16 protein-coding genes are annotated in these 21,927 nt (G+C 69.4%); 8 read left to right on the plus strand and 8 right to left on the minus strand.

Annotation, left to right across the window (positions count from 1 at the left end; all coding sequences use genetic code 11):
* Window positions 1-89: 89 nt before the first annotated feature.
* The 5 genes from ACF059_RS22345 to ACF059_RS22365 all read right to left on the minus strand — a co-directional run bounded on the left by ACF059_RS22345 (window position 90) and on the right by ACF059_RS22365 (window position 6,332).
* Complete coding sequence (locus ACF059_RS22345) at window positions 90-1,088, minus strand: PAC2 family protein (protein WP_392059853.1); 999 nt, start codon at window positions 1,086-1,088, stop codon at window positions 90-92.
* A 126-nt stretch (window positions 1,089-1,214) separates the two neighbouring features.
* On the minus strand, window positions 1,215-2,822 hold the full coding sequence (locus ACF059_RS22350; protein WP_392059857.1) for an FAD-dependent oxidoreductase: 1,608 nt from the start codon (window positions 2,820-2,822) through the stop codon (window positions 1,215-1,217).
* 41 nt (window positions 2,823-2,863) lie between these two features.
* Window positions 2,864-4,390 (minus strand): glycerol kinase GlpK, encoded by a 1,527-nt coding sequence (gene glpK, locus ACF059_RS22355; RefSeq protein WP_361947741.1) that lies wholly within the window; start codon window positions 4,388-4,390, stop codon window positions 2,864-2,866.
* Between the two features lie 77 nt (window positions 4,391-4,467).
* A complete protein-coding gene (locus tag ACF059_RS22360) occupies window positions 4,468-5,250 on the minus strand; it encodes an MIP/aquaporin family protein (protein WP_392059861.1) in 783 nt (260 codons plus the stop codon).
* 314 nt (window positions 5,251-5,564) lie between these two features.
* Window positions 5,565-6,332, minus strand: coding sequence for an IclR family transcriptional regulator (locus tag ACF059_RS22365; RefSeq protein WP_360887636.1), 768 nt, complete (start codon window positions 6,330-6,332; stop codon window positions 5,565-5,567).
* A 277-nt stretch (window positions 6,333-6,609) separates the two neighbouring features.
* On the opposite strand from ACF059_RS22365, the gene metH reads away from it, so the two are divergent.
* The 4 genes from metH (at window position 6,610) to ACF059_RS22385 (ending at window position 14,685) form a co-directional block, all read left to right on the plus strand.
* Window positions 6,610-10,122: a methionine synthase gene (metH, locus tag ACF059_RS22370; protein ID WP_392059864.1), complete on the plus strand. Its 3,513-nt coding sequence runs from the start codon at window positions 6,610-6,612 to the stop codon at window positions 10,120-10,122.
* Window positions 10,123-10,233: 111 nt separating this feature from the next.
* Window positions 10,234-10,935, plus strand: coding sequence for an HAD family phosphatase (locus tag ACF059_RS22375; protein ID WP_361947751.1), 702 nt, complete (start codon window positions 10,234-10,236; stop codon window positions 10,933-10,935).
* Between the two features lie 490 nt (window positions 10,936-11,425).
* Window positions 11,426-13,030 (plus strand): ABC transporter substrate-binding protein, encoded by a 1,605-nt coding sequence (locus ACF059_RS22380; RefSeq protein WP_392059867.1) that lies wholly within the window; start codon window positions 11,426-11,428, stop codon window positions 13,028-13,030.
* 71 nt (window positions 13,031-13,101) lie between these two features.
* Window positions 13,102-14,685, plus strand: a complete 1,584-nt coding sequence (locus tag ACF059_RS22385; RefSeq protein ID WP_392059871.1) for an ABC transporter substrate-binding protein — start codon at window positions 13,102-13,104, stop codon at window positions 14,683-14,685.
* Window positions 14,686-14,762: 77 nt separating this feature from the next.
* Here the strand turns inward: ACF059_RS22385 and ACF059_RS22390 are convergent, their stop codons facing one another.
* Together ACF059_RS22390 and ACF059_RS22395 are read right to left on the minus strand one after the other, a co-directional pair.
* Window positions 14,763-15,434 carry a response regulator transcription factor gene (locus ACF059_RS22390; RefSeq protein WP_360887622.1) on the minus strand — a complete coding sequence of 224 codons (672 nt, stop codon included), beginning with the start codon at window positions 15,432-15,434 and terminating at the stop codon, window positions 14,763-14,765.
* A 66-nt stretch (window positions 15,435-15,500) separates the two neighbouring features.
* A complete protein-coding gene (locus tag ACF059_RS22395; protein ID WP_392060335.1) occupies window positions 15,501-16,418 on the minus strand; it encodes a RecB family exonuclease in 918 nt (305 codons plus the stop codon).
* A gap of 68 nt (window positions 16,419-16,486) precedes the next feature.
* On the opposite strand from ACF059_RS22395, the gene ACF059_RS22400 reads away from it, so the two are divergent.
* The 3 genes from ACF059_RS22400 (at window position 16,487) to ACF059_RS22410 (ending at window position 19,488) form a co-directional block, all read left to right on the plus strand.
* The gene (locus tag ACF059_RS22400; protein ID WP_392059874.1) at window positions 16,487-17,767 is read left to right on the plus strand and encodes a site-2 protease family protein; all 1,281 of its coding nucleotides are present in this window, start codon (window positions 16,487-16,489) and stop codon (window positions 17,765-17,767) included.
* 18 nt (window positions 17,768-17,785) lie between these two features.
* Window positions 17,786-18,682, plus strand: a complete 897-nt coding sequence (locus ACF059_RS22405) for a tRNA (adenine-N1)-methyltransferase (protein ID WP_360887613.1) — start codon at window positions 17,786-17,788, stop codon at window positions 18,680-18,682.
* A 197-nt stretch (window positions 18,683-18,879) separates the two neighbouring features.
* Window positions 18,880-19,488, plus strand: a complete 609-nt coding sequence (locus ACF059_RS22410; protein ID WP_392059877.1) for a hypothetical protein — start codon at window positions 18,880-18,882, stop codon at window positions 19,486-19,488.
* A 4-nt stretch (window positions 19,489-19,492) separates the two neighbouring features.
* Here ACF059_RS22410 and ACF059_RS22415 read toward each other — a convergent pair whose 3' ends face one another.
* Window positions 19,493-19,813, minus strand: a complete 321-nt coding sequence (locus ACF059_RS22415; protein ID WP_392059880.1) for a ferredoxin — start codon at window positions 19,811-19,813, stop codon at window positions 19,493-19,495.
* 264 nt (window positions 19,814-20,077) lie between these two features.
* Between ACF059_RS22415 and arc the strand changes: the two genes are divergently transcribed.
* Window positions 20,078-21,844 carry a proteasome ATPase gene (gene arc, locus ACF059_RS22420; RefSeq protein WP_360887604.1) on the plus strand — a complete coding sequence of 589 codons (1,767 nt, stop codon included), beginning with the start codon at window positions 20,078-20,080 and terminating at the stop codon, window positions 21,842-21,844.
* Window positions 21,845-21,927 lie beyond the last annotated feature (83 nt).

Consider the following 21,927-nt stretch of genomic DNA (forward strand, 5'->3'; position numbering starts at 1 on the left):
CTGAAAGACCGCCTCAAACGCCGGCGGGGCTGGATTCTCCAGCCCCGCCGGCGTGTGAGGCGCGGGGTCCGGGGCAGCGCCCGGACCGGCTACACCTCCGGCGGGGTGTCCTCCTCCGACGGAGACTCGGCCGGGGGCTGCGGATCCTCCCCGGAGGGGTCCGGCTTGCGCTTCGGCGGGCGGGTCAGGCCGCTGGAGGTGTCCCGCAGGTACGACCCGTCACCCGGCTCGCCCCCCGCGGTCGCGGAAGGGTCGCGCCGCCGCAGGTACCGCTCGAACTCCCGGGCGATCGCGTCGCCCGAGGCCTCCGGCAGGTCCGCCGTGTCCCGCGCCTCCTCCAGCGTCTGGACGTACTCCGCCACCTCGCTGTCCTCGGCGGCCAGTTGGTCCACCCCCAGCTGCCACGCCCGCGCGTCCTCGGGGAGTTCGCCCAGCGGGATCCGGATGTCGATCAGGTCCTCCAGCCGGTTCAGCAGCGCCAGCGTGGCCTTGGGGTTCGGCGGCTGCGACACGTAGTGCGGCACCGCCGCCCACAGGGACACCGCCGGGACGCCCGCGTGCGTACACGCCTCCTGGAGGATGCCGACGATGCCGGTCGGGCCCTCGTACTTGGTCTCCTCCAGGTCCATCGTCCGCGCCAGGTCCGCGTCCGAGGTGACCCCGCTCACCGGCACCGGCCGTGTGTGCGGGGTGTCACCGAGCAGCGCCCCCAGGATGACCACCATCTCCACGCCCAGCTCGTGCGCGAAGCCGAGGATCTCGTTGCAGAACGACCGCCACCGCATGGACGGTTCGATCCCGCGGACCAGCACCAGGTCCCGCGGCTTGGCGCCGCCGATCCGGACCACCGAGAGCCGTGTCGTCGGCCAGGTGATCTTCCGTACCCCGTTGTCCAGCCACACCGTCGGCCGGTTGACCTGGAAGTCGTAGTAGTCCTCGGCGTCGAGCGCCGCGAACACCTCGCCCTTCCACTCCCGGTCCAGGTGTGCGACCGCACCGGAGGCCGCGTCACCCGCGTCGTTCCAGCCCTCGAACGCGGCCACCATGACCGGGTCGATCAGCTCGGGCACGCCCTCAAGCTCGATCACCCAGGTCTCCTTCCGAAGTTCCTTGCGTACGTGGGTCAGCCTAAGCCTTGAGGGGACACCGGCCACAGCCCACGACAGAGGGGCGGTTCCCCCCGGAACCGCCCCTCTTCCCCGCCTGCGTCGCGGCTATGCCTTGTGGGCCAGCATCTCCTCGACCCGGGCGCGCACGCCCGCGTCGTCCAGACCGCGGATCGTCACGGTCGTGCGCCGGCGCAGCACGTCGTCGACCGTCTCGGCCCACTCGTTGTCACGGGCGTAGGCGACCTGCGCCCAGATCTCCGGACCGTCCGGGTGGATGCGCTCGGCCAGCGCCGGGTCCTCGTTCGCCAGGCGCGCGATGTCGAAGGCCAGCGAACCGTAGTGCGAGGCCAGGTGGCGCGCGGTCAGCGGGTCCATCCGGCTGCCCGGCTCGCGGTCCACCAGCAGCCGGTGCGCGACCGCGTTCGGGTTGGCGACACCGGGCAGCGCGATCCGGCGTACGAGGGACTTCACCGGCTCCATGTCCTCGGTGAGCGGGCTGCCCGGGAGCTTGGCCAGCTTGTCCATGACCACGCGACCGATGTGGCGGTACGTCGTCCACTTGCCGCCGGCCACCGACAGCATGCCGCCGGCGCCCTCGGAGACGACCGTCTCGCGCTTGGCCTTCTCCACGCCGCCGGGGCCGCCGGGCAGCACCCGCAGGCCCGCGAAGGCGTAGGTCATCAGCGAGCGGTCGAGGTCCGCGTCCTTCACCGAGAAGGCCGCCTCGTCCAGGATCTGCTGGATGTCGGCCTCGGTGGCGCGCACGTCCGCCGGGTCGCCCTCGTACACCTCGTCGGTGGTGCCGAGCAGCAGCTGGTCCTCCCACGGGAGGGCGAAGGTGATGCGGTACTTGTCGATCGGGGTGGCCATGGCGGCCTTCCACGGCGACTTGCGCTTCATGACGATGTGCGCGCCCTTGGACAGGCGGATCGACGGCATCGAGTGCTTGTCCTCCATGCGCCGCAGGTGGTCCACCCACGGGCCGGTGGCGTTGAGCACGACGCGGGCGTCGATCCCGAACTCGGTGCCGTCCAGGCGGTCCTTGAGCTCGGCGCCGCTGACCCGGCCGCGCGTCTTGCGCAGCCCGGTGACCTCGGCGTGGTTGAGGACGACCGCGCCGGACTCGACGGCCGCGCGGACCGTCATGACGGCGACGCGGGAGTCGTTCATCTGGTGGTCGTAGTAGACGGCGACGGCCTTGAGGTTGTCCGTCTTCAGACCGGGGTTGTCGGCGGCGGCACGGGCCGGGGATATGACCTTGCCCATGCCGTCGCCGAAGGCCGAGAGGGCGGAGTAGGCGAAGACGCCCGCGCCCAGCTTGGCCGCACCGACCGGACCGCCCTTGTAGACCGGCAGGTAGAAGGTGAGCGGGTTGACCAGGTGCGGGGCCACGTCCTTGGCCAGCACCCGGCGCTCGTGGTGGTTCTCCGCGACCAGCTTGACCGCGCCGGTCTGCAGGTAGCGCAGGCCACCGTGGACGAGCTTGGAGGAGGCCGAGGAGGTGGCGCCGGCGAAGTCGCCGGCGTCCACCATGGCGACCCGCAGACCCGACTGCGCGGCGTGCCAGGCCACCGAGGTGCCCAGGATTCCACCGCCGATGACCAGCAGGTCGTACGTGGCCTTCGCCAGCTGCTCACGGGTCTCGGCGCGGCTCGCGTTCGAACCGGCGGTCGGGTGCGTACCCAGGGCGGGAACGCTCTGCAGGCTGCTCATATCTCTCTTAGCTCCTCGTCGATTGACTCAGCTGAGTGCGGTCAGCTGGCGTCTTCGTCGTCGACCCAGCCCATGGAACGCTCCACGGCCTTGAGCCAGCTCTTGTACTCGCGGTCCCGCTGCTCGGCGGGCATCCGCGGGGTCCACTCCGCCGCGCGGCGCCAGTTGGCGCGCAGGGCGTCGGTGTCGGGCCAGAAGCCGACGGCCAGGCCGGCGGCGTAGGCGGCGCCGAGGCAGGTGGTCTCGGCGACCATCGGGCGCACCACGGGGGCGTCCAGGAAGTCCGAGAGCGTCTGCATCAGCAGGTTGTTGGAGGTCATGCCGCCGTCGACCTTCAGGGCCGCGAGCTCGACGCCCGAGTCCTTGGTCATGGCGTCGGTGATCTCGCGGGTCTGCCAGGCGGTGGCCTCCAGGACGGCACGGGCGATGTGCGCCTTGGTGACGTACCGGGTGAGGCCGGCGATCACACCGCGGGCGTCGGAGCGCCAGTACGGGGCGAAGAGACCGGAGAAGGCGGGCACGAAGTAGGCGCCGCCGTTGTCCTCGACCGAGGAGGCCAGGGTCTCGATCTCGGCCGCGGACTTGATCAGGCCCATCTGGTCGCGCATCCACTGGACGAGCGAGCCGGTGACGGCGATGGAGCCCTCCAGCGCGTAGACCGGCTTCTGGTCGCCGATCTGGTAGCCGACCGTGGTCAGCAGGCCGCTGTAGGAGTTGATGATCTTGTCGCCGGTGTTCATCAGCATGAACGTTCCGGTGCCGTACGTGGACTTCGCCTCGCCCTCGGCGAAGCAGGTCTGGCCGAACAGGGCGGCCTGCTGGTCACCGAGCGCCGAGGCGACGGGGACACCGGCGAGGACGCCGTCCTTGACGTGGCCGTAGACCTCGGCGGAGGACCTGATCTCCGGCAGGACGTTGAGCGGGACGCCCATGGACTCGGCGATCTTCTCGTCCCAGGCCAGGGTGTGGAGGTTCATCAGCATGGTGCGCGAGGCGTTGGTGACGTCGGTGACGTGCACACCGCCCTGGGCGCCGCCGGTGAGGTTCCAGATGACCCAGGAGTCCATGGTGCCGAAGAGGATGTCGCCGGCCTCGGCGCGCTCGCGCAGGCCCTCGACGTTGTCGAGCATCCAGCGGACCTTCGGGCCGGCGAAGTAGCTCGCCAGCGGCAGGCCGGTCTCGCGGCGGAAGCGGTCCTGGCCGACGTTGCGTCCGAGCTCCTTGCACAGGGCGTCGGTGCGGGTGTCCTGCCAGACCAGCGCGTTGTGGACCGGCTCGCCGGTGTTCTTGTCCCACATCAGCGTGGTCTCGCGCTGGTTGGTGATGCCGACGGCCTTGACGTCGGCCGCGGTGATCTCGGCCTTGGCGATGGCGCCGGCGACGACCTCCTGGACGTTGGTCCAGATCTCGGTGGCGTCGTGCTCGACCCAGCCCGGCTTCGGGAAGATCTGCTCGTGCTCCTTCTGGTCGACGGCCACGATGCGGCCGTCGCGGTCGAAGACGATGCAGCGGGAGGAGGTGGTGCCCTGGTCGATCGCGGCGATGAAGGGGCCGGTGCTGCTGGTCATGTGGCTGCTCCTGGCAGGTCTGGTGAGTAGGCGGAATCAGGAGGGCGGTACGGATCTTGCGATCTTGCCGGTGCTGATCAGGCGAACGCGATGTTGTACAGACCACCGGCGAGGGCCGCACCGACGAGCGGGCCGGCCACCGGGATCCAGGAGTATCCCCAGTCGGAGCCGCCCTTGTTGGGCAGCGGCAGCAGGGCGTGCACGATGCGCGGACCGAGGTCGCGCACCGGGTTGATGGCGTAGCCGGTCGGGCCGCCCAGGGAGAGGCCGATGCCGACGACCACGAAGGAGGTGATCAGGACACCGATGACACCGAGGCCCTGACCGTCGGCCTGGAGGCCCTGGGTCAGGATCGCCAGGACCAGGACGGCGGTGCCGATGATCTCCGTCGCGAGGTTCTGGACGACGTTACGGATCTCGGGGCCCGTGGAGAAGATGCCGAGCACGGGACCGGCCATGTCGTGCGGGTGCGGGTCCTCGGGACCGAGCTTGGCGTCGCGGATGTGCTCCGGGTCCGCCAGGTGCACGCGGAACTGGCCGTAGTAGGTGATCCACATGAGGACCGCGCCGAGCATGGCGCCCAGCAGCTGGCCGGCGAAGTAGAGGGGCACGTCGCCCCACTCACCGGTCTTGACGGCGATGCCGACCGTGACCGCCGGGTTGAGGTGCGCACCGGAGAGCGGCGCGGACACGTAGGCGGCGATCAGTACGGCGAATCCCCAGCCGAAGGTGATGGAGAGCCAGCCTGCGTTGCGGGCCTTGGAGCTCTTGAGTGTCACTGCGGCGCAGACGCCACCGCCGAGCAGTGTGAGCAGGGCGGTACCGATGGTCTCGCCGATGAAGATGTCGGAGCTGGACACCCGCGACTCCTTACGTACGTCCAGGGGTGGGCGGACACCGGGTCCCTCCGGTGGGTCCGCGCACTCGGTGAGTGCTGCACCGGTCCTTGGCCTTGTCGCATCCTAGCGCGTATTGCCGTCAGGTGTTCGACAATGCCGACCGGTGAACGGCAGTTTTCCGCCCAAGTGAAGAATGCGTCAAGGGCTCGCCAGGCCAAGGTGTCGGATCGTTACCACTAGGTACGATCGCCCAAATCCGGCCAACCTGTGGGCGGGATATGGCGAAAAGTGGGCAGAAAGCAGCCAGATGGCGGCTGGGGGGTGGTAAAGGAAGGTCAGAACCGGCCCGCGCCGAGGTCGCGTGAAACCGCGCGCGCACAGTCCCGCACCGAGGCCACCAGGGCCGCGTGGGGCTCTCCGGACTCCCCGCAGACCCGTTCCACGGCGCCCGCCACCGCGACCGCGCCGACCGGCATGCGCCGCCGGTCGTGGATGGGCGCCGCCACCGAGGCGATGCCCTCCCAGGTCTCCTCGACGTCGGCGGCCCAGCCCCGGGCCCGGGTCAGGCTCAGGATCTCCTCGAAGCCGGCGCCGTCCGTGACCGTACGGGGGGTGAACGCCTCGCGCTCCACCTCCAGCGCCTGGGTGTGCGCGACCGGGTCGTACGCCGACAGCACCTTGCCCAGCGCGGTCGAGTGCAGCGGCTGCATGGCGCCGACCTCCAGCACCTGACGGCTGTCGTCGGGCCGGAACACGTGGTGCATGATCAGCACCCCGCTCTTGTGCAGCACGCCCACGTACGTGCTCTCACCGCTCGCGCGGGCCAGGTCGTCCGTCCACACCAGGGCGCGGGCGCGCAGCTCGTGCACGTCGAGGTAGCTGTTGCCCAGGCGCAGCAACTCCGCGCCCAGCTGGTAGCGGCCGGAGGCGGGGTCCTGCTCCACGAAGCCCTCGGCCTGCAGGGTGCGCAGGATGCCGTGCGCGGTGCCCTTGGCCAGGCCCAGGGAGGAGGCCACGTCGGAGAGCCCCAGCCGGCGTTCGCCGCCGGCCAGGAGTCGCAGCATCGCAGCGGCTCGTTCGAGCGACTGGATGTTCCGTGCCATCGTGCAGCCTCCTGCTGACCTTGCTGTCCATGGTGACCGTCTTGACGCGGTTCGACAATGCTGAACACTATCGGTCGATGCCGACCTTGCGCATCGTTGGGGAACTCTTCGCCCCGACGTCGCCCGGAGCACCCCTGACGGGCCCCCGCACAGAATGCAGTCCGCCACGTGGGACACCCGCACCGGGTCCGGGGCCTCGCGGTTACGCTGGCCGCGTGCACCCTTGACACAGCGGGGGTGCAAAGCCGACAGCCGTCGCATCCCAGGGAGCTCCACCATGGCCTCGTCGCCCACCCCGTCCGCCGACCCCCAGACCCGGGCCGATGCCCTCCGAGAGGCACTGGCCACCCGCGTGGTCGTCGCCGACGGGGCCATGGGAACGATGCTCCAGGCACAGGACCCCACCATGGAGGACTTCCAGCAGCTGGAAGGCTGCAACGAGGTGCTCAACATCACCCGCCCCGACATCGTGCGCACCGTGCACGAGGCGTACTTCTCGGTAGGCGTGGACTGCGTCGAGACCAACACCTTCGGCGCGAACTTCGCCGCACTGGCCGAGTACGACATCGCCGACCGCAACTACGAGCTGTCGCAGGCCGGCGCGCGCATCGCCCGCGAGGTCGCCGACGAGTTCACCGCCTCCACGGGGCAGCAGCGCTGGGTCCTGGGCTCCATCGGCCCCGGCACCAAGCTTCCCACGCTCGGCCACATCACCTACGCCAAGATCCGCGACGCCTACCAGATCAACGCCGAGGGCCTGCTCTCCGGCGGCGCCGACGCGCTGCTCGTCGAGACCACCCAGGACCTCCTGCAGACCAAGTCCTCCATCATCGGCGCCCGCCGCGCCATGGAGGCCCTGGGCGTCAGCGTCCCGCTGATCTGCTCGGTCACCGTCGAGACCACCGGCACCATGCTGCTCGGCTCGGAGATCGGCGCGGCCCTGACCGCGCTGGAGCCGCTGGGCATCGACATGATCGGCCTGAACTGCGCCACCGGCCCCGCCGAGATGAGCGAGCACCTGCGCTACCTCGCGCGCAACGCCCGCATCCCGCTCTCCTGCATGCCCAACGCCGGCCTGCCCGTCCTGACCAAGGACGGCGCGCACTACCCGCTGAGCGCCCCCGAGCTCGCCGACGCCCAGGAGACCTTCGTCCGCGAGTACGGCCTCTCGCTGGTCGGCGGCTGCTGCGGTACGACCCCCGAGCACCTGCGCCAGGTCGTGGAGCGCGTCCGGGGCACGGCCGTCACCGCGCGCAGCCCCCAGCCGGAGCCGGGTGCCGCCTCGCTCTACCAGACGGTCCCGTTCCGTCAGGACACCTCGTACATGGCGATCGGCGAGCGCACCAACGCCAACGGCTCCAAGAAGTTCCGCGAGGCCATGCTGGAGGCTCGCTGGGACGACTGCGTGGAGATGGCCCGCGACCAGATCCGCGAGGGCGCGCACATGCTCGACCTGTGCGTGGACTACGTGGGCCGCGACGGCGTCGCCGACATGCAGGAGCTCGCCGGCCGCTTCGCCACCGCCTCCACCCTGCCGATCGTCCTGGACTCCACCGAGGTCCCCGTCATCCAGGCGGGCCTGGAGAAGCTCGGCGGCCGCGCCGTCATCAACTCCGTGAACTACGAGGACGGCGACGGCCCGGAGTCCCGCTTCGCGAAGGTCACCCGACTGGCCCAGGAGCACGGCGCCGCGCTGATCGCGCTGACCATCGACGAACAGGGCCAGGCCCGGACCGTCGAACACAAGGTCGCCATCGCCGAACGTCTCATCGAGGACCTGACGGGCAACTGGGGGATCCGCGAGTCGGACATCCTCATCGACACCCTCACCTTCACCATCTGCACCGGCCAGGAGGAGTCCCGCAAGGACGGCATCGCCACGATCGAGGCCATCCGCGAGCTCAAGCGCCGCCACCCGGACGTCCAGACCACCCTCGGCCTGTCGAACATCTCCTTCGGCCTGAACCCGGCCGCCCGGGTCCTGCTGAACTCCGTCTTCCTCGACGAGTGCGTCAAGGCCGGCCTGGACTCCGCCATCGTCCACGCCTCCAAGATCCTGCCGATCGCCCGGTTCGACGAGGAGCAGGTCACCACCGCCCTCGACCTGATCTACGACCGGCGCACCGAGGGCTACGACCCGCTGCAGAAGCTGATGGCCCTCTTCGAGGGCGTCAACACCAAGTCCCTCAAGGCCGGCCGCGCCGAAGAGCTCCTCGCCCTGCCCCTGGACGAGCGACTGCAGCGCCGCATCATCGACGGCGAGAAGAACGGCCTGGAGGCCGACCTCGACGAGGCCCTGCAGACCCGCCCGGCCCTCGACATCGTCAACGACACCCTCCTGGAGGGCATGAAGGTCGTCGGCGAGCTCTTCGGCTCCGGCCAGATGCAGCTGCCGTTCGTCCTGCAGTCCGCCGAGGTCATGAAGACGGCCGTCGCCTACCTCGAACCGCACATGGAGAAGACCGACGACGAGGGCAAGGGCACGATCGTGCTCGCCACCGTCCGCGGCGACGTCCACGACATCGGCAAGAACCTCGTCGACATCATCCTCACCAACAACGGCTACAACGTCGTCAACATCGGCATCAAGCAGCCCGTCTCCGCGATCCTCGAAGCCGCGCAGGAGCACAAGGCCGACGTCATCGGCATGTCCGGTCTCCTCGTGAAGTCCACCGTGATCATGAAGGAGAACCTGGAGGAGCTGAACCAGCGCAAGCTGGCCGCCGACTACCCGGTGATCCTCGGCGGCGCGGCCCTGACCCGCGCCTACGTCGAGCAGGACCTCCACGAGATCTACGAGGGCGAGGTCCGCTACGCCCGCGACGCCTTCGAGGGCCTGCGCCTGATGGACGCCCTGATCGCCGTCAAGCGCGGCGTGCCGGGAGCCGCCCTCCCCGAGCTCAAGCAGCGCCGCGTCGCCAGGAAGGACACTCCGCTCCTGGACGTCGAGGAGCCGCAGGAGCCCGGCGGCCGCTCGGACGTCTCCGTCGACAACCCGGTCCCCACCCCGCCGTTCTGGGGCACCCGCGTGGTCAAGGGCATCCCGCTCAAGGACTACGCCTCCTGGCTGGACGAGGGCGCCCTCTTCAAGGGCCAGTGGGGCCTCAAGCAGGCCCGCGCCGGCGGAGCCACGTACGAGGAGCTCGTCGAGAGCGAGGGCCGCCCGCGCCTGCGCGGCCTCCTGGAGAAGCTGCACACCGAGAACCTCCTCGAAGCCGCGGTCGTCTACGGGTACTTCCCCTGCGTCTCCAAGGGCGAGGACCTGATCATCCTCGACGAGCAGGGCAACGAGCGGACCCGCTTCACCTTCCCGCGCCAGCGCCGCGGCCGCCGCCTGTGCCTCGCCGACTTCTTCCGCCCCGAGGAGTCCGGCGAGACCGACGTGGTCGGCCTCCAGGTCGTCACCGTCGGCTCCAGGATCGGCGAGGCCACGGCCAAGCTGTTCGAGTCCGACTCCTACCGCGAGTACCTGGAGCTGCACGGCCTGTCCGTCCAGCTCGCCGAGGCCATGGCCGAGTACTGGCACGCCCGCGTCCGCGCCGAGCTCGGATTCGGCGGCGAGGACCCGGACAAGGTCGAGGACATGTTCGACCTCAAGTACCGCGGCGCCCGCTTCTCCCTCGGCTACGGCGCCTGCCCCGACCTGGAGGACCGCGCGAAGATCGCCGACCTCCTCCAGCCGGAGCGGATCGGCGTCCACCTCTCCGAGGAGTTCCAGCTCCACCCGGAGCAGTCCACCGACGCCATCGTGATTCACCACCCCGAAGCGAAGTATTTCAACGCGCGCTGAGCTCCGCCGACGTACACTTGTCGGTCCCAAACAGGCCGGTCGCCTGTTCCCCGGGGAACGCCCCCGCGGGAAGAGGTGACCGGCCTTCTCGTCCCTCTGAGAGGAAAGCGCATGACGAGCACCGTTCCCGCCGCCGTCGCCCGTCCGGCCCACGGCTCGGCCCTCCAGGCGGTGCTGCTCGACATGGACGGCACCCTGGTCGACACCGAGGGCTTCTGGTGGGAGATCGAAGCGGAGATCTTCCACGAGCTCGGCCACCGGCTGGACGAGGCATGGAGGGACGTGGTCGTCGGCGGCCCCATGAGCCGCAGCGCGACCTTCCTCATCGAGGCCACCGGCGCCGCCATCGGCCTCGCCGAGCTCAGCGTCCTGCTCAACGAGCGCTTCGAGGCCCGCATCGCCGACCGGGTCCCGCTCATGCCCGGCGCCGAGCGGCTGCTGAGCGAGCTGGCCCGGCACAACGTACCCACCGCCCTCGTCTCCGCCTCCCACCGCCGCGTCATCGACCGGGTCCTGCTCACGCTGGGTCACGACCGCTTCACCATGACCGTCGCCGGGGACGAGGTCGCCCGCACCAAGCCGCACCCCGACCCGTACCTCCTCGCCGCGACCGCGCTGGGCGCGCACCCCTCGCGCTGCGCCGTCATCGAGGACACCGCCACCGGCGTGGCCGCCGCCGAGGCCGCCGGGTGCCGGGTCGTGGCCATCCCCTCCGTCGGCCGCATCGAGGCCGCCCCGGGACGTACGGTCGTGCGCTCGCTGGAGGACGTGGACCTCGCGTTCCTGCGCTCCCTCATCGCCCCGATGAACTGAACGCACACACCGGCACACGCTCTGTGCCGAACAGAACAACCGCAGGGCGGAGGCTGGGCGGAAGAATCTTCCGCCGCAGCCTCCGGAGGCCGAAATTCCATCCCTCCCGTGGGAGTTGCCTCAGGTGACCTTGGTCACCCGTCACAGCCCCCGGAGACCTGTCAGGACGCCCCCACACCTTCCCTTGTGTCCGGATTGATCAGCTCCTGACCGAATCCGGACGGAGCGTCGTGTGAACAGCCGGTTCACTCCCGTCACGGTGCGATTACCTCCCATGTCCGGCCAGTTCCAGCCATCCCGCCCCGGACCACTAGTGTCAGCGCGGGCACTGCGCCGCACCTCAGCCTCCCGGACACACACCCCTGTGCCGGGAGCGCGTGGACCGATCGTCACACCACCGGCCCGATCGTTCCGCCCTGAACGGGCGACCGCCGCGAAGTGCCCTCTACGCCGCTTTGAACAAGTGCCGGTTACAGGGAGTACTTCCAGCATGAACCGCAAGACCATGGTGCTGACGGCCGCGGCCGGACTGCTCACCCCCACGCTGGCCGCATGCGGCACCGCGAGCGGCGGCGGAGCGGGATCCGGAGCGATCGTCGTCGGAACCACCGACCGGTTCGAGGCCGCAGAGTTCGCTCCCGCCCCCTTCGACCCGGCCTACGCCTACGACGCCGGCGCCTGGAACGTCCTGCGCCAGACCGTCCAGACGCTCATGCACACCCCCCGCGGCGGCGGCCAGCCCGTCCCCGAAGCGGCCTCCGCCTGCCGCTTCACCGACACCGGCAACCAGAGCTACCGCTGCACCCTGCGCCCCGGGCTGAAGTTCGCCAGCGGCGACCCGCTCACCGCACAGGACGTCAAGTTCTCCATCGACCGCGTCCGCACCATCAAGGACGAGAACGGCCCGTCCTCGCTGCTGTCCACCCTCGACAAGGTCGAGGTCAAGGGCGCCGACACCGTCGTCTTCCAGCTGAAGACCCCGGACGCGACCTTCCCGTACAAGCTCTCCACCCCCGCCGCCGGCATCGTCAGCGCCAAGAACTACGACGCCGGCAAGCTCCGCGAGGGCTTCGCCGTGGACGGCTCCGGCCCCTACACGATGAAGGCGGAGGTCCAGGACAACCAGCTCGTCCGCGCCGTCTTCAGCAAGAACCCCCACTACAAGGGCGACATCAAGCTGCAGAACGACAAGGTCGAACTGCGCACCTTCGCCGACTCCGCGGCCATGGGCAAGGCGCTCACCTCCGGGAGGATCCACATGGTCTCCCGCACCCTGTCGCCCGCCCAGATCACCGAGTTCTCCGCGCAGCCCCCCAAGGGCGTCAAGCTGGTCCCGATGCCCGGCCTGGAGATCCGCTACCTCGGATTCAACACCGAGGCCCCGGTCGTCAAGGAGAAGGCCGTGCGCCAGGCGCTGGCCGCCGCCGTCGACCGCGGCGCACTCATCTCCAAGGTCTACGGCAAGTCCGCGCAGCCGCTCTACTCGCTGGTCCCCACCACCGTGAACGGCCACGTCAACTCCTTCTACAACAAGTACGGCGAGGCCAACACGCCCAAGGCCGCCGCCCTGCTGAAGGAAGCCGGCGTCAAGACCCCGGTCAAGCTGACCCTGCACTACACCAGCGACCACTACGGCGACGGCACGGCCGCCGAGTTCGAGGCCCTCAAGGCCCAGCTCAACTCCACCCAGCTCTTCGACATCACCGTCCAGGGCAGCGAGTGGGCCGACTTCCGTCCCGCGCAGAAGAAGGGCGACCACGCCGCCTACGGCCTCGGCTGGTTCCCCGACTACGCGGACGCCGACAACTTCCTCGCCCCGTTCCTGGAGCAGGACAACTTCCTGGGCACGCCCTACGCCAACGGCGCGGTGCGCACCAGGCTCATCCCCGAATCCCGGCGGGCGGCCGACCGCAACGTCGCCGTCCCCGCGCTGACGGAGATACAGGACATCGTCGCCGAGGACGTACCCGTCCTGCCCCTGTGGCAGGGCAAGCAGTACGTCGCCGCACGCGACGGGATCACCGGAGTGGAGTGGTCGGTCAACGCCATCTCCGACCTCCAGCTGTGGGAGCTCGGCCGCGGCGTAAGCGGCTGACAGCGGCAACGACCGGCAGCGGGTGTCGCGGGCCGGAGCAACGAAACAGTTCGACTGTGAAGGACGTTCGCGTGAATCGACGTAACCAGTGGCTGGCGGCCCCGCTCGGCGCAGCCACCGCCGCCGCGCTGCTCAGCGGTTGCGGATCGACCGATGGCTCCAACGCCGGCAGCGGCAAGGGCGTGGTCATGGGCATATCCGACAAGGTGAAGTCCACCGACCCCGCCTCGGGCTACGACCCGGGCTCCTGGCTGCTCTTCAACAACGTCTTCCAGTCGCTGCTGAGCTTCCCCAAGGGCGGCACCACCCCCGAGCCCGACGCCGCGCAGAGCTGCGCCTTCGAGGGAGGCGACAGCAAGGTCTACAAGTGCACCCTGCGGGAGGGCCTGAAGTTCAGCAACGGCCACAGCCTCACCTCGAAGGACGTCAAGTTCTCCTTCGAGCGCACCCTGAAGATCAACGACGAGAACGGCCCGGCCGTCATGCTCTCGTCGATCGCGGGCATCGACGCCCCCGACGACAAGACCGTCGTCTTCCGCCTCAAGACCTCCGACGCGACCTTCCCGAGCAAGATCGCCTCGGGTGCGGGCTCCATCGTCGACCACAGCGAGTACCCGGCGGACAAGCTGCGTACGGACAACAAGGCGGTCGGCTCCGGCGTCTACAAGCTGGACGCGATCAGCGAGAAGAGCGCCACCTTCTCCGTCAACGGGTCCTACAGCGGCAAGGCCAAGGCCAAGAACACCGGCGTCACGCTGAAGTTCTTCAACGGCGACCAGGCCGGCCTCAAGGCGGTCCTGGAGCGCGGGGACGTGGACTTCGCGTTCCGCGGCCTCGCCGCCAAGGACATCGCCGCCCTCGCCTCGACCAAGACCGGCGACAACAAGGTCGACGTCGTCCAGGGCACCGGCGCCGAGGTCGAGCACATGGTCTTCAACGTCAACGACCCCGTCGTCGGCAAGCTGCCCGTCCGCAAGGCCATCGCCTACCTCGTCGACCGCGACGCGCTCGTCAAGGACGTGTACGCGGGCACCGCCACCCCGCTCTACTCCATCGTCCCCACCGGCATCGCCGGACACACCACCCCGTTCTTCGACCGCTACGGCGGCAGCCCGCAGGTGGACAAGGCCAAGGCCGTCCTGAAGGCCGCCGGCATCAACGGCAAGATCAAGCTGACCCTGTGGTCCACCCCGTCCCGCTACGGCCCCTCCACCGACCAGCAGTTCGAGGTCATCGCCAAGCAGCTCAACGACAGCGGCCTCTTCGAGGCCGACATGAAGTCCGTCGAGTACGAGCAGTACGAGAAGGACATCGAGGCCGGCAAGTACGGCGTCTACGTCAAGGGCTGGGTCCCCGACTACCCCGACGCCGACAACTTCACGCAGCCGTTCTTCGGCCCGGGCAACGTCCTGAAGAACAACTACGACAACAAGGAGATCACCGGGACGATCATCCCGTCGACCTCCGCCAAGTCCGACCGCACCGCGGCCAACACGGACTACAACCGGCTCCAGGACATCGTCGCCGAGGAAGTCCCGATCCTCCCGCTCTGGCAGGGCAAGCAGTACGCCGTCACCCGCCAGAACGTCAACGGCCTCCAGTGGTCCCTCGACGCCTCCACCGTCTTCCGCTTCTGGGAGATCAGCAAGGGCTGACCCCCACCGGGCCCCACGCACGAGCGGGCCGGCCGTCGCACAGGCGACCGCCGGCCCGCTCGCGTACGCGCCCGCCGCTACTGGGCGCCGGGACGCACCAGGCCGCTCTCGTACGCGTAGACCGCCGCCTGCACCCGGTCGCGCAGCCCCAGCTTCGTCAGCACGTGCCCCACGTGCGTCTTCACCGTCGTCTCGCTCACGAACAGATCCGCCGCGATCTCCGCGTTCGACAGGCCCCGGGCCACCAGCTTCAGCACCTCGACCTCCCGCTCCGTCAGCGTCCCCAGCGTGTTCGGCACGCTCTCGTCACCCGACGGAAGATGCCCCGCGTACTTGTCCAGCAGCCGCCGCGTGATGCTGGGCGCGAGCATCGCCTCACCCGCCGCGACCACCCGGATCGCCTGCACCAGCTCATTGGCCGGCGCATCCTTCAGCAGGAACCCGCTCGCCCCCGCCCGCAGCGCCTCCACCACGTACTCGTCCAGGTCGAAGGTGGTCAGCACCAGCACCTTCGCCGGCCCGTCCCGGCCCGGACCCGTGATCTGCCGGGTCGCCTCCACGCCGTCCATCCGCGGCATCCGGATGTCCATCAGCACCACGTCGGGCTGCAGCGCCCGCACCTGGTCCAGCGCCTGCAGACCGTCCCCGGCCTCCCCGACCACCGCCAGGTCGCCCTCCGCCTCCAGGATCATCCGGAAACCGGTGCGCAGCAGTGGCTGGTCGTCGACCAGAAGGACACGGATGGCCACGGGGGTCTCCCTCGAATTCGTCGGACGGCTCCGGCGGACGGCGCCCATTGTGCCCTGACCGGCCGGTCAGGAACCGTCCGGGCCGACCGCCCCGGGCCCCGCGGACTCCGCCGCGGGCCTCGGGATGATCATCAGAGGATAGGCCGGGGGAGTCCCCCCGAACTCCGGACACACCGACTGATGATCACACCAGCCGCACAGCTTCGTCGGCCGCGGACGCCACTCACCCGACTCCGTCGCCTCACGGATCGCCTCCCACAACGCCAGCAGCTTGCGCTCCACCCGCTCCAGATCCGCCACCACCGGGTCATACGTCAGCACGTCACCACTGCCCAGATACACCAGCTGAAGACGCCGCGGCACCACCTGCTTCAGCCGCCACACCACCAACGCGTAGAACTTCATCTGGAACAGCGCACCCTCGGCGTACTCCGCCCGCGGCGCCTTGCCCGTCTTGTAGTCGACGATCCGCACCTCACCCGTCGGCGCCACGTCCACCCGGTCGATGATCCCCCGCAACCGCAGCCCCGACTCCAGCTCCGTCTCCACGAAGAACTCCCGCTCCACCGGCTCCAGCCGCGTCGGGTCCTCCAACGTGAACCAGCGCTCCACCAGCGCCTCGGCCTCCGTCAGCCACCGCGCCAGCCCCGCCCCCTCATCACCCGCCGGAAACAACTCCGTCAGCTCCGGCCTCGCCTCCAGCAACCGGTCCCACTGCCCCGGAATCAACGCCTTCGCCCGCGGCGCCGTCCGCTCCTGCGCGGGATGGTCGAAGAGCCGCTCCAGCACCGCGTGCACCAGCGTCCCCCGCGTCGCCGCCGCACTCGGCTTCTCCGGCAGCCGGTCGATCACCCGGAACCGGTACAGCAACGGGCACTGCATGAAATCGCTCGCCCGCGAAGGGGAGAGCGAGGTCGGCGCCACAGCGCTCGGGCTCGCGTCGGCATCGGCTGCACCTGGCACAGCCCCGGGGCTCGTCGTCATGGACAAAACCCTACGACCCGCCACCGACAGCACGCGCATACCATCGACGACGAGCCCCCTCGCACTGCATGATCGGAGGACCACACACCGACATCACCACCGAACGACACCGCACCGACACGCACCGCACCACCGAACGAAGGACAGCCGTGGCAGACACCGACGAAACCGGCGAGCGCCCGGGCCGGCGCTCCGCACCGGGCGGCGGACTCCTCATGGGCCGCCCCTTCGGCGTACCCGTCTACGTCTCGCCCAGCTGGTTCCTCGTCGCCGCCCTCATCACCTGGGTCTTCGGCGACCAGCTCGACCGCGTCCTGCCCGACCTCGGCGCCGTCCGCTACCTCGTCTCCCTCTTCTTCGCCGTCGCCTTCTACGCCTCCGTCCTCGTCCACGAGCTCGCCCACACCGTCGCCGCCCTGCGCTTCAAACTCCCCGTGCGCCGCATCCAGCTCCAGTTCTTCGGCGGAGTCTCCGAGATCGAGAAGGAATCCGAGACCCCCGGCCGCGAATTCGTCCTCGCCTTCGTCGGCCCCCTGCTCTCCCTCCTCCTCGCCGGAGCCTTCTACCTCGGCATGAAGGCCGTCGACCCCGCCACCGTCCCCGGCGTCCTCCTCGCCGGACTGATGATCTCCAACCTGCTCGTCGCCGCCTTCAACCTGCTCCCCGGCCTCCCCCTCGACGGCGGCCGCATGCTCCGCGCAGTCATCTGGGGCATCACCGGCAAACCCATGGCCGGCACCGTCGCCGCCGCCTGGGTCGGACGCGGCCTCGCCCTCGCCGTCCTCCTCGGCCTGCCCCTGCTCACCCACACCGGACTCCTCGGCAACCGCACCGAAGAGATCGGCGGCATGGACACCGTCATGGACGCCCTCCTCGCCGCCATCCTCGCCGGCATCATCTGGACCGGCGCCGGCAACAGCCTGCGCATGGCCCGCCTGCGCGAACACCTCCCCGAGCTCCAGGCACGCAACCTCACCCGGCGCGCCATCCCCGTCGAGAACGCCACCCCCCTCTCCGAGGCCCTGCGCCGCGCCAACGAAGCCGGCGCCCGCGCCCTCGTCGTCGTCGACGGCCACGGCGACCCCACCGCCATCGTCCGCGAAAGCGCCATCGCCTCCGTCCCCGAACACCGCCGCCCCTGGGTCGCCGTCAGCACCCTCGCCCAGGACCTCACCGACGGCATGAAGGTTTCAGCCGAGCTCACCGGCGAAGAACTCCTCGACCACCTGCGCACCCACCCCGCCACCGAATACCTCGCCCTCGCACCCGGCGGAACCATCTACGGCGTCCTGTCCACCCTCGACGTCGAAAAAGCCTTCGTGAAGGCCATGGCACGGCCCCAGTCCTGAAGCCAATACACTGGTCACATGTCCGAACCGACCGGTGCCGCCCGCCGACGCGGGCCCTTCAAGGTCGGGGACCAGGTTCAGCTGACCGACCCCAAGGGCCGCCACTACACGTTCACGCTCGAAGCCGGGAAGAATTTCCACACCCACAAGGGTTCCTTCCCGCACGACGAGCTGATCGGTGCACCCGAGGGCAGCGTTGTCCGCACCACGGGCAACGTCGCCTACCTCGCGCTGCGCCCCCTGCTCCCCGACTATGTCCTGTCCATGCCCCGCGGTGCCGCCGTGGTCTACCCCAAGGACGCGGGCCAGATCCTGGCCTTCGCCGACATCTTCCCCGGCGCCCGCGTCGTCGAGGCAGGCGTGGGCTCCGGCTCCCTGAGCAGCTTCCTGCTGCGCGCCATCGGCGACCAGGGCATGCTCCACAGCTACGAACGCCGCGCGGACTTCGCCGAGATCGCCACCGCCAACGTCGAGCGCTACTTCGGAGGCCCGCACCCCGCGTGGCAGCTGACCGTGGGCGACCTCCAGGACAACCTGTCCGACACCGACGTCGACCGCGTGATCCTCGACATGCTCGCCCCCTGGGAATGCCTCGACGCGGTCTCCAAGTCGCTGGTCCCCGGCGGCATCCTGTGCTGCTACGTGGCCACCACCACCCAGCTGTCCAAGACCGTCGAGTCCATCCGCGAGATCGGCTGCTTCGCCGAACCGCAGCCGTGGGAGTCGATGATCCGCAACTGGCACGTCGAAGGCCTCGCCGTCCGCCCGGACCACCGGATGATCGGCCACACCGGCTTCCTCGTCACCGCCCGCCGCCTCGCGGACGGCGTCGAAGCACCCATGCGCCGCCGCCGCCCCGCCAAGGGCGCCTACGGCGAGGACTACGACGGCCCCGGCAGCGACCGCTCCGCGTAACCCTCCCGACCACCCCAACACGACGGCGCTGCGGCGCAGTTCCCCCCACCCGGCGGGAACTGCGCCACAGCGCCTTTTCGTTGCGTCCGGCCCCGGCCACCGCCGTAACCAGCCGCGCCGGACCCGGCCGTTCCACCCGCATGTGAGGTGTGGCACGATGCTGGCTCCCCGTCACCCTTCACAAGGAGACACCCCGCGTGCTGCACAGCCCCGCCGAGCCGAACCCGGCGCTGGACGACCTGGCGCACCGCCACGCCCGGCCCCTGCACTGGCTCGCCACGGCCACCGCCATGGCCGCCGTCGTAGCCGCCGCGGGCTTCCTCCAGCCGGCCAACGGCGCCGCCGGCACCCCCACCGCCACCGCGGCGCAACCCGCCGCGAACGGCCCCCAGGCCACCGCTCCCGACCCCGCGGGGGTCACATACCCCCTCGACTGCAAGGGCGCCCCCCAGACCGTCACCGCCACCGCCGACGGCGACCTCGACGGCGACGGACGCCCCGAGACGGTGGCCGCCGTCCGCTGCGAAGCCGGCTCCGGCACCCCGCCCCACGCGATCTACGTCCTCACCCAGGACCGCGCCGAAGGCTCCCGCCCCCGCGTCGTCGCCACCCTGCTCGACACCCCGCAACGCCAGAGCGTCACCGAGCTCACCGTGCGCGACCACGTCGTCACCGCGAGCCTCCTCGGCTACTCCACGCCCCAAATACCACGTTGCTGCCCGGACAAAAAACAGCTCTCCAAGTGGCGCTGGAGCGACGCGAAATTCCGCCAGGAGCTGACGGACTCGCCCGCCACACGTGTTTGAAGCGTCACTCCGCGTCCGGACCGAAGACTTCCACCCTGTCCGAAACGCGCCTTACGTGAATACAGTCCCCCGGACACTCCTTCGCCGAGTCGACCACGTCCTGCAGCAGCGTCAAGGGAACCGGAGTCGTCGCCCCCGCCTCCGTCAGCAGCTCGTCGTCCCCGCTCTTCACATACGCCAGACCATCGATGTCCAGCTCGAACACCTCGGGCGCGTACTGCGCGCAGATGCCGTCGCCGGTACAGAGGTCCTGGTCGATCCAGACCTCGAGTGGCTCCCCGGCCTCACCGACGACGCCCGCCGGAGCCTCCTGGTGCACGGTCATATCTCCTGCCGTTTCCTGCGCTGAGTGATCCATCCCGGACACCGCCCGCTGCAAGTCGCGCGAGCTTCGACGGGTGTTGAACACTTCGACCTTACAACCGGCCGCTTCCCGAGTTTGATGGGTGGGTATTTCCTTGGGGTGAGGGAGTACGCAAGGGTGAAGATCGGACACACCCCTACCGTCTTTGTGATCTAGGGGTTTCAATCACCACCAGCCCAGGTAGGGTCAGGAAGCGTCCAGCTCCCCTTGGAGGAGGTGAGGACCGTGGCAGCCCACGACGACGACATCAACCGCGGCATCCGGCCCGGGCGAGGGTCCGAGGACCCCGCCGGCCAGGTTGCCTATCTCGAGCAGGAAATCGCCGTCCTGCGACGTAAGCTCGCCGACTCTCCGCGACACACGAGGATTCTCGAAGAGCGGATCGTCGAGCTTCAGACAAATCTGGCCGGCGTCTCCGCACAGAACGAACGACTCGCGAATACCCTCCGTGAGGCCCGCGACCAGATCGTGGCCCTCAAGGAAGAAGTCGACCGGCTCGCACAGCCGCCGGCCGGCTTCGGTGTCTTCCTGCAGGCCAACGAGGACGGCACCGTCGACATCTTCACCGGAGGCCGAAAGCTCCGCGTGAACGTGAGCCCCAGCGTCGAACCGGAAGACCTCCGGCGCGGCCAGGAGGTCATGCTCAACGAAGCACTCAACGTGGTCGAGGCCATGGCCTACGAGCGCGCCGGGGACATCGTCACCCTCAAGGAGATCCTCGAGGACGGCGAGCGCGCCCTGGTGGTCGGGCACACCGACGAGGAAAGGGTGGTGAGGCTCGCCGAGCCGCTCCTGGACGTCACCATCCGCCCCGGCGACGCCCTGCTGCTCGAACCGCGCTCCGGCTACGTCTACGAAGTGGTCCCCAAGAGCGAGGTCGAGGACCTCGTCCTCGAAGAGGTCCCCGACATCGACTACGACAAGATCGGCGGCCTGGGCGACCAGATCGAGCTGATCCGCGACGCGGTCGAGCTCCCGTACCTCTACCCCGACCTCTTCAAGGAACACGAACTGCGCCCGCCGAAGGGCATCCTGCTCTACGGCCCCCCCGGCTGCGGCAAGACGCTCATCGCCAAAGCCGTCGCCAACTCCCTTGCCAAGAAGGTCGCCGAGGTGACCGGACAGGCCCAGGGCAAGTCCTACTTCCTCAACATCAAGGGACCCGAGCTCCTCAACAAGTACGTCGGCGAGACCGAGCGGCACATCCGCCTCGTCTTCCAGCGTGCCCGCGAGAAGGCCAGCGAGGGCACCCCCGTCATCGTCTTCTTCGACGAGATGGAATCCCTCTTCCGCACCCGCGGATCCGGCGTCAGCTCGGACGTGGAGAACACCATCGTCCCCCAGCTCCTCGCCGAGATCGACGGCGTGGAAGGCCTGGAGAACGTCATCGTCATCGGCGCCTCCAACCGCGAGGACATGATCGACCCGGCCATCCTGCGCCCCGGCCGCCTCGACGTGAAGATCAAGATCGAGCGCCCGGACGCCGAGGCCGCCAAGGACATCTTCGCCAAGTACCTCAAGGCCTCCCTGCCCCTGCACACGGACGACCTGTCCGAACACCAGGGCTCCCCGGCCGGCACCGTCCACAGCATGATCCAGACCGTCGTCGAGCAGATGTACGCCGAAACCGAGGAAAATCGCTTCCTTGAGGTCACGTACGCCAACGGCGACAAGGAAGTCCTCTACTTCAAGGACTTCAACTCGGGCGCCATGATCCAGAACATCGTGGACCGCGCGAAGAAGATGGCCATCAAGGCCTTCCTCGAACACAACCAGAAGGGCCTGCGCGTCTCCCACCTCCTCCAGGCTTGCGTGGACGAGTTCAAGGAGAACGAGGACCTGCCCAACACCACCAACCCGGACGACTGGGCCCGAATCTCCGGCAAGAAGGGCGAACGGATCGTATTCATCCGCACCCTCGTCACCGGAAAGCAAGGCGCCGACACCGGACGCTCCATCGACACGGTGGCGAATACCGGTCAGTACCTCTGACCCTGCGGAGCGGCTGCGGATGCCCTCCCCGGGCATCCGCAGCCGACTGCTTTACCGGCAGAATCCAGCCGGTCACCACACGA

It is taken from the genome of Streptomyces sp. NPDC016562, from assembly GCF_043076955.1.
Taxonomy (GTDB): domain Bacteria; phylum Actinomycetota; class Actinomycetes; order Streptomycetales; family Streptomycetaceae; genus Streptomyces.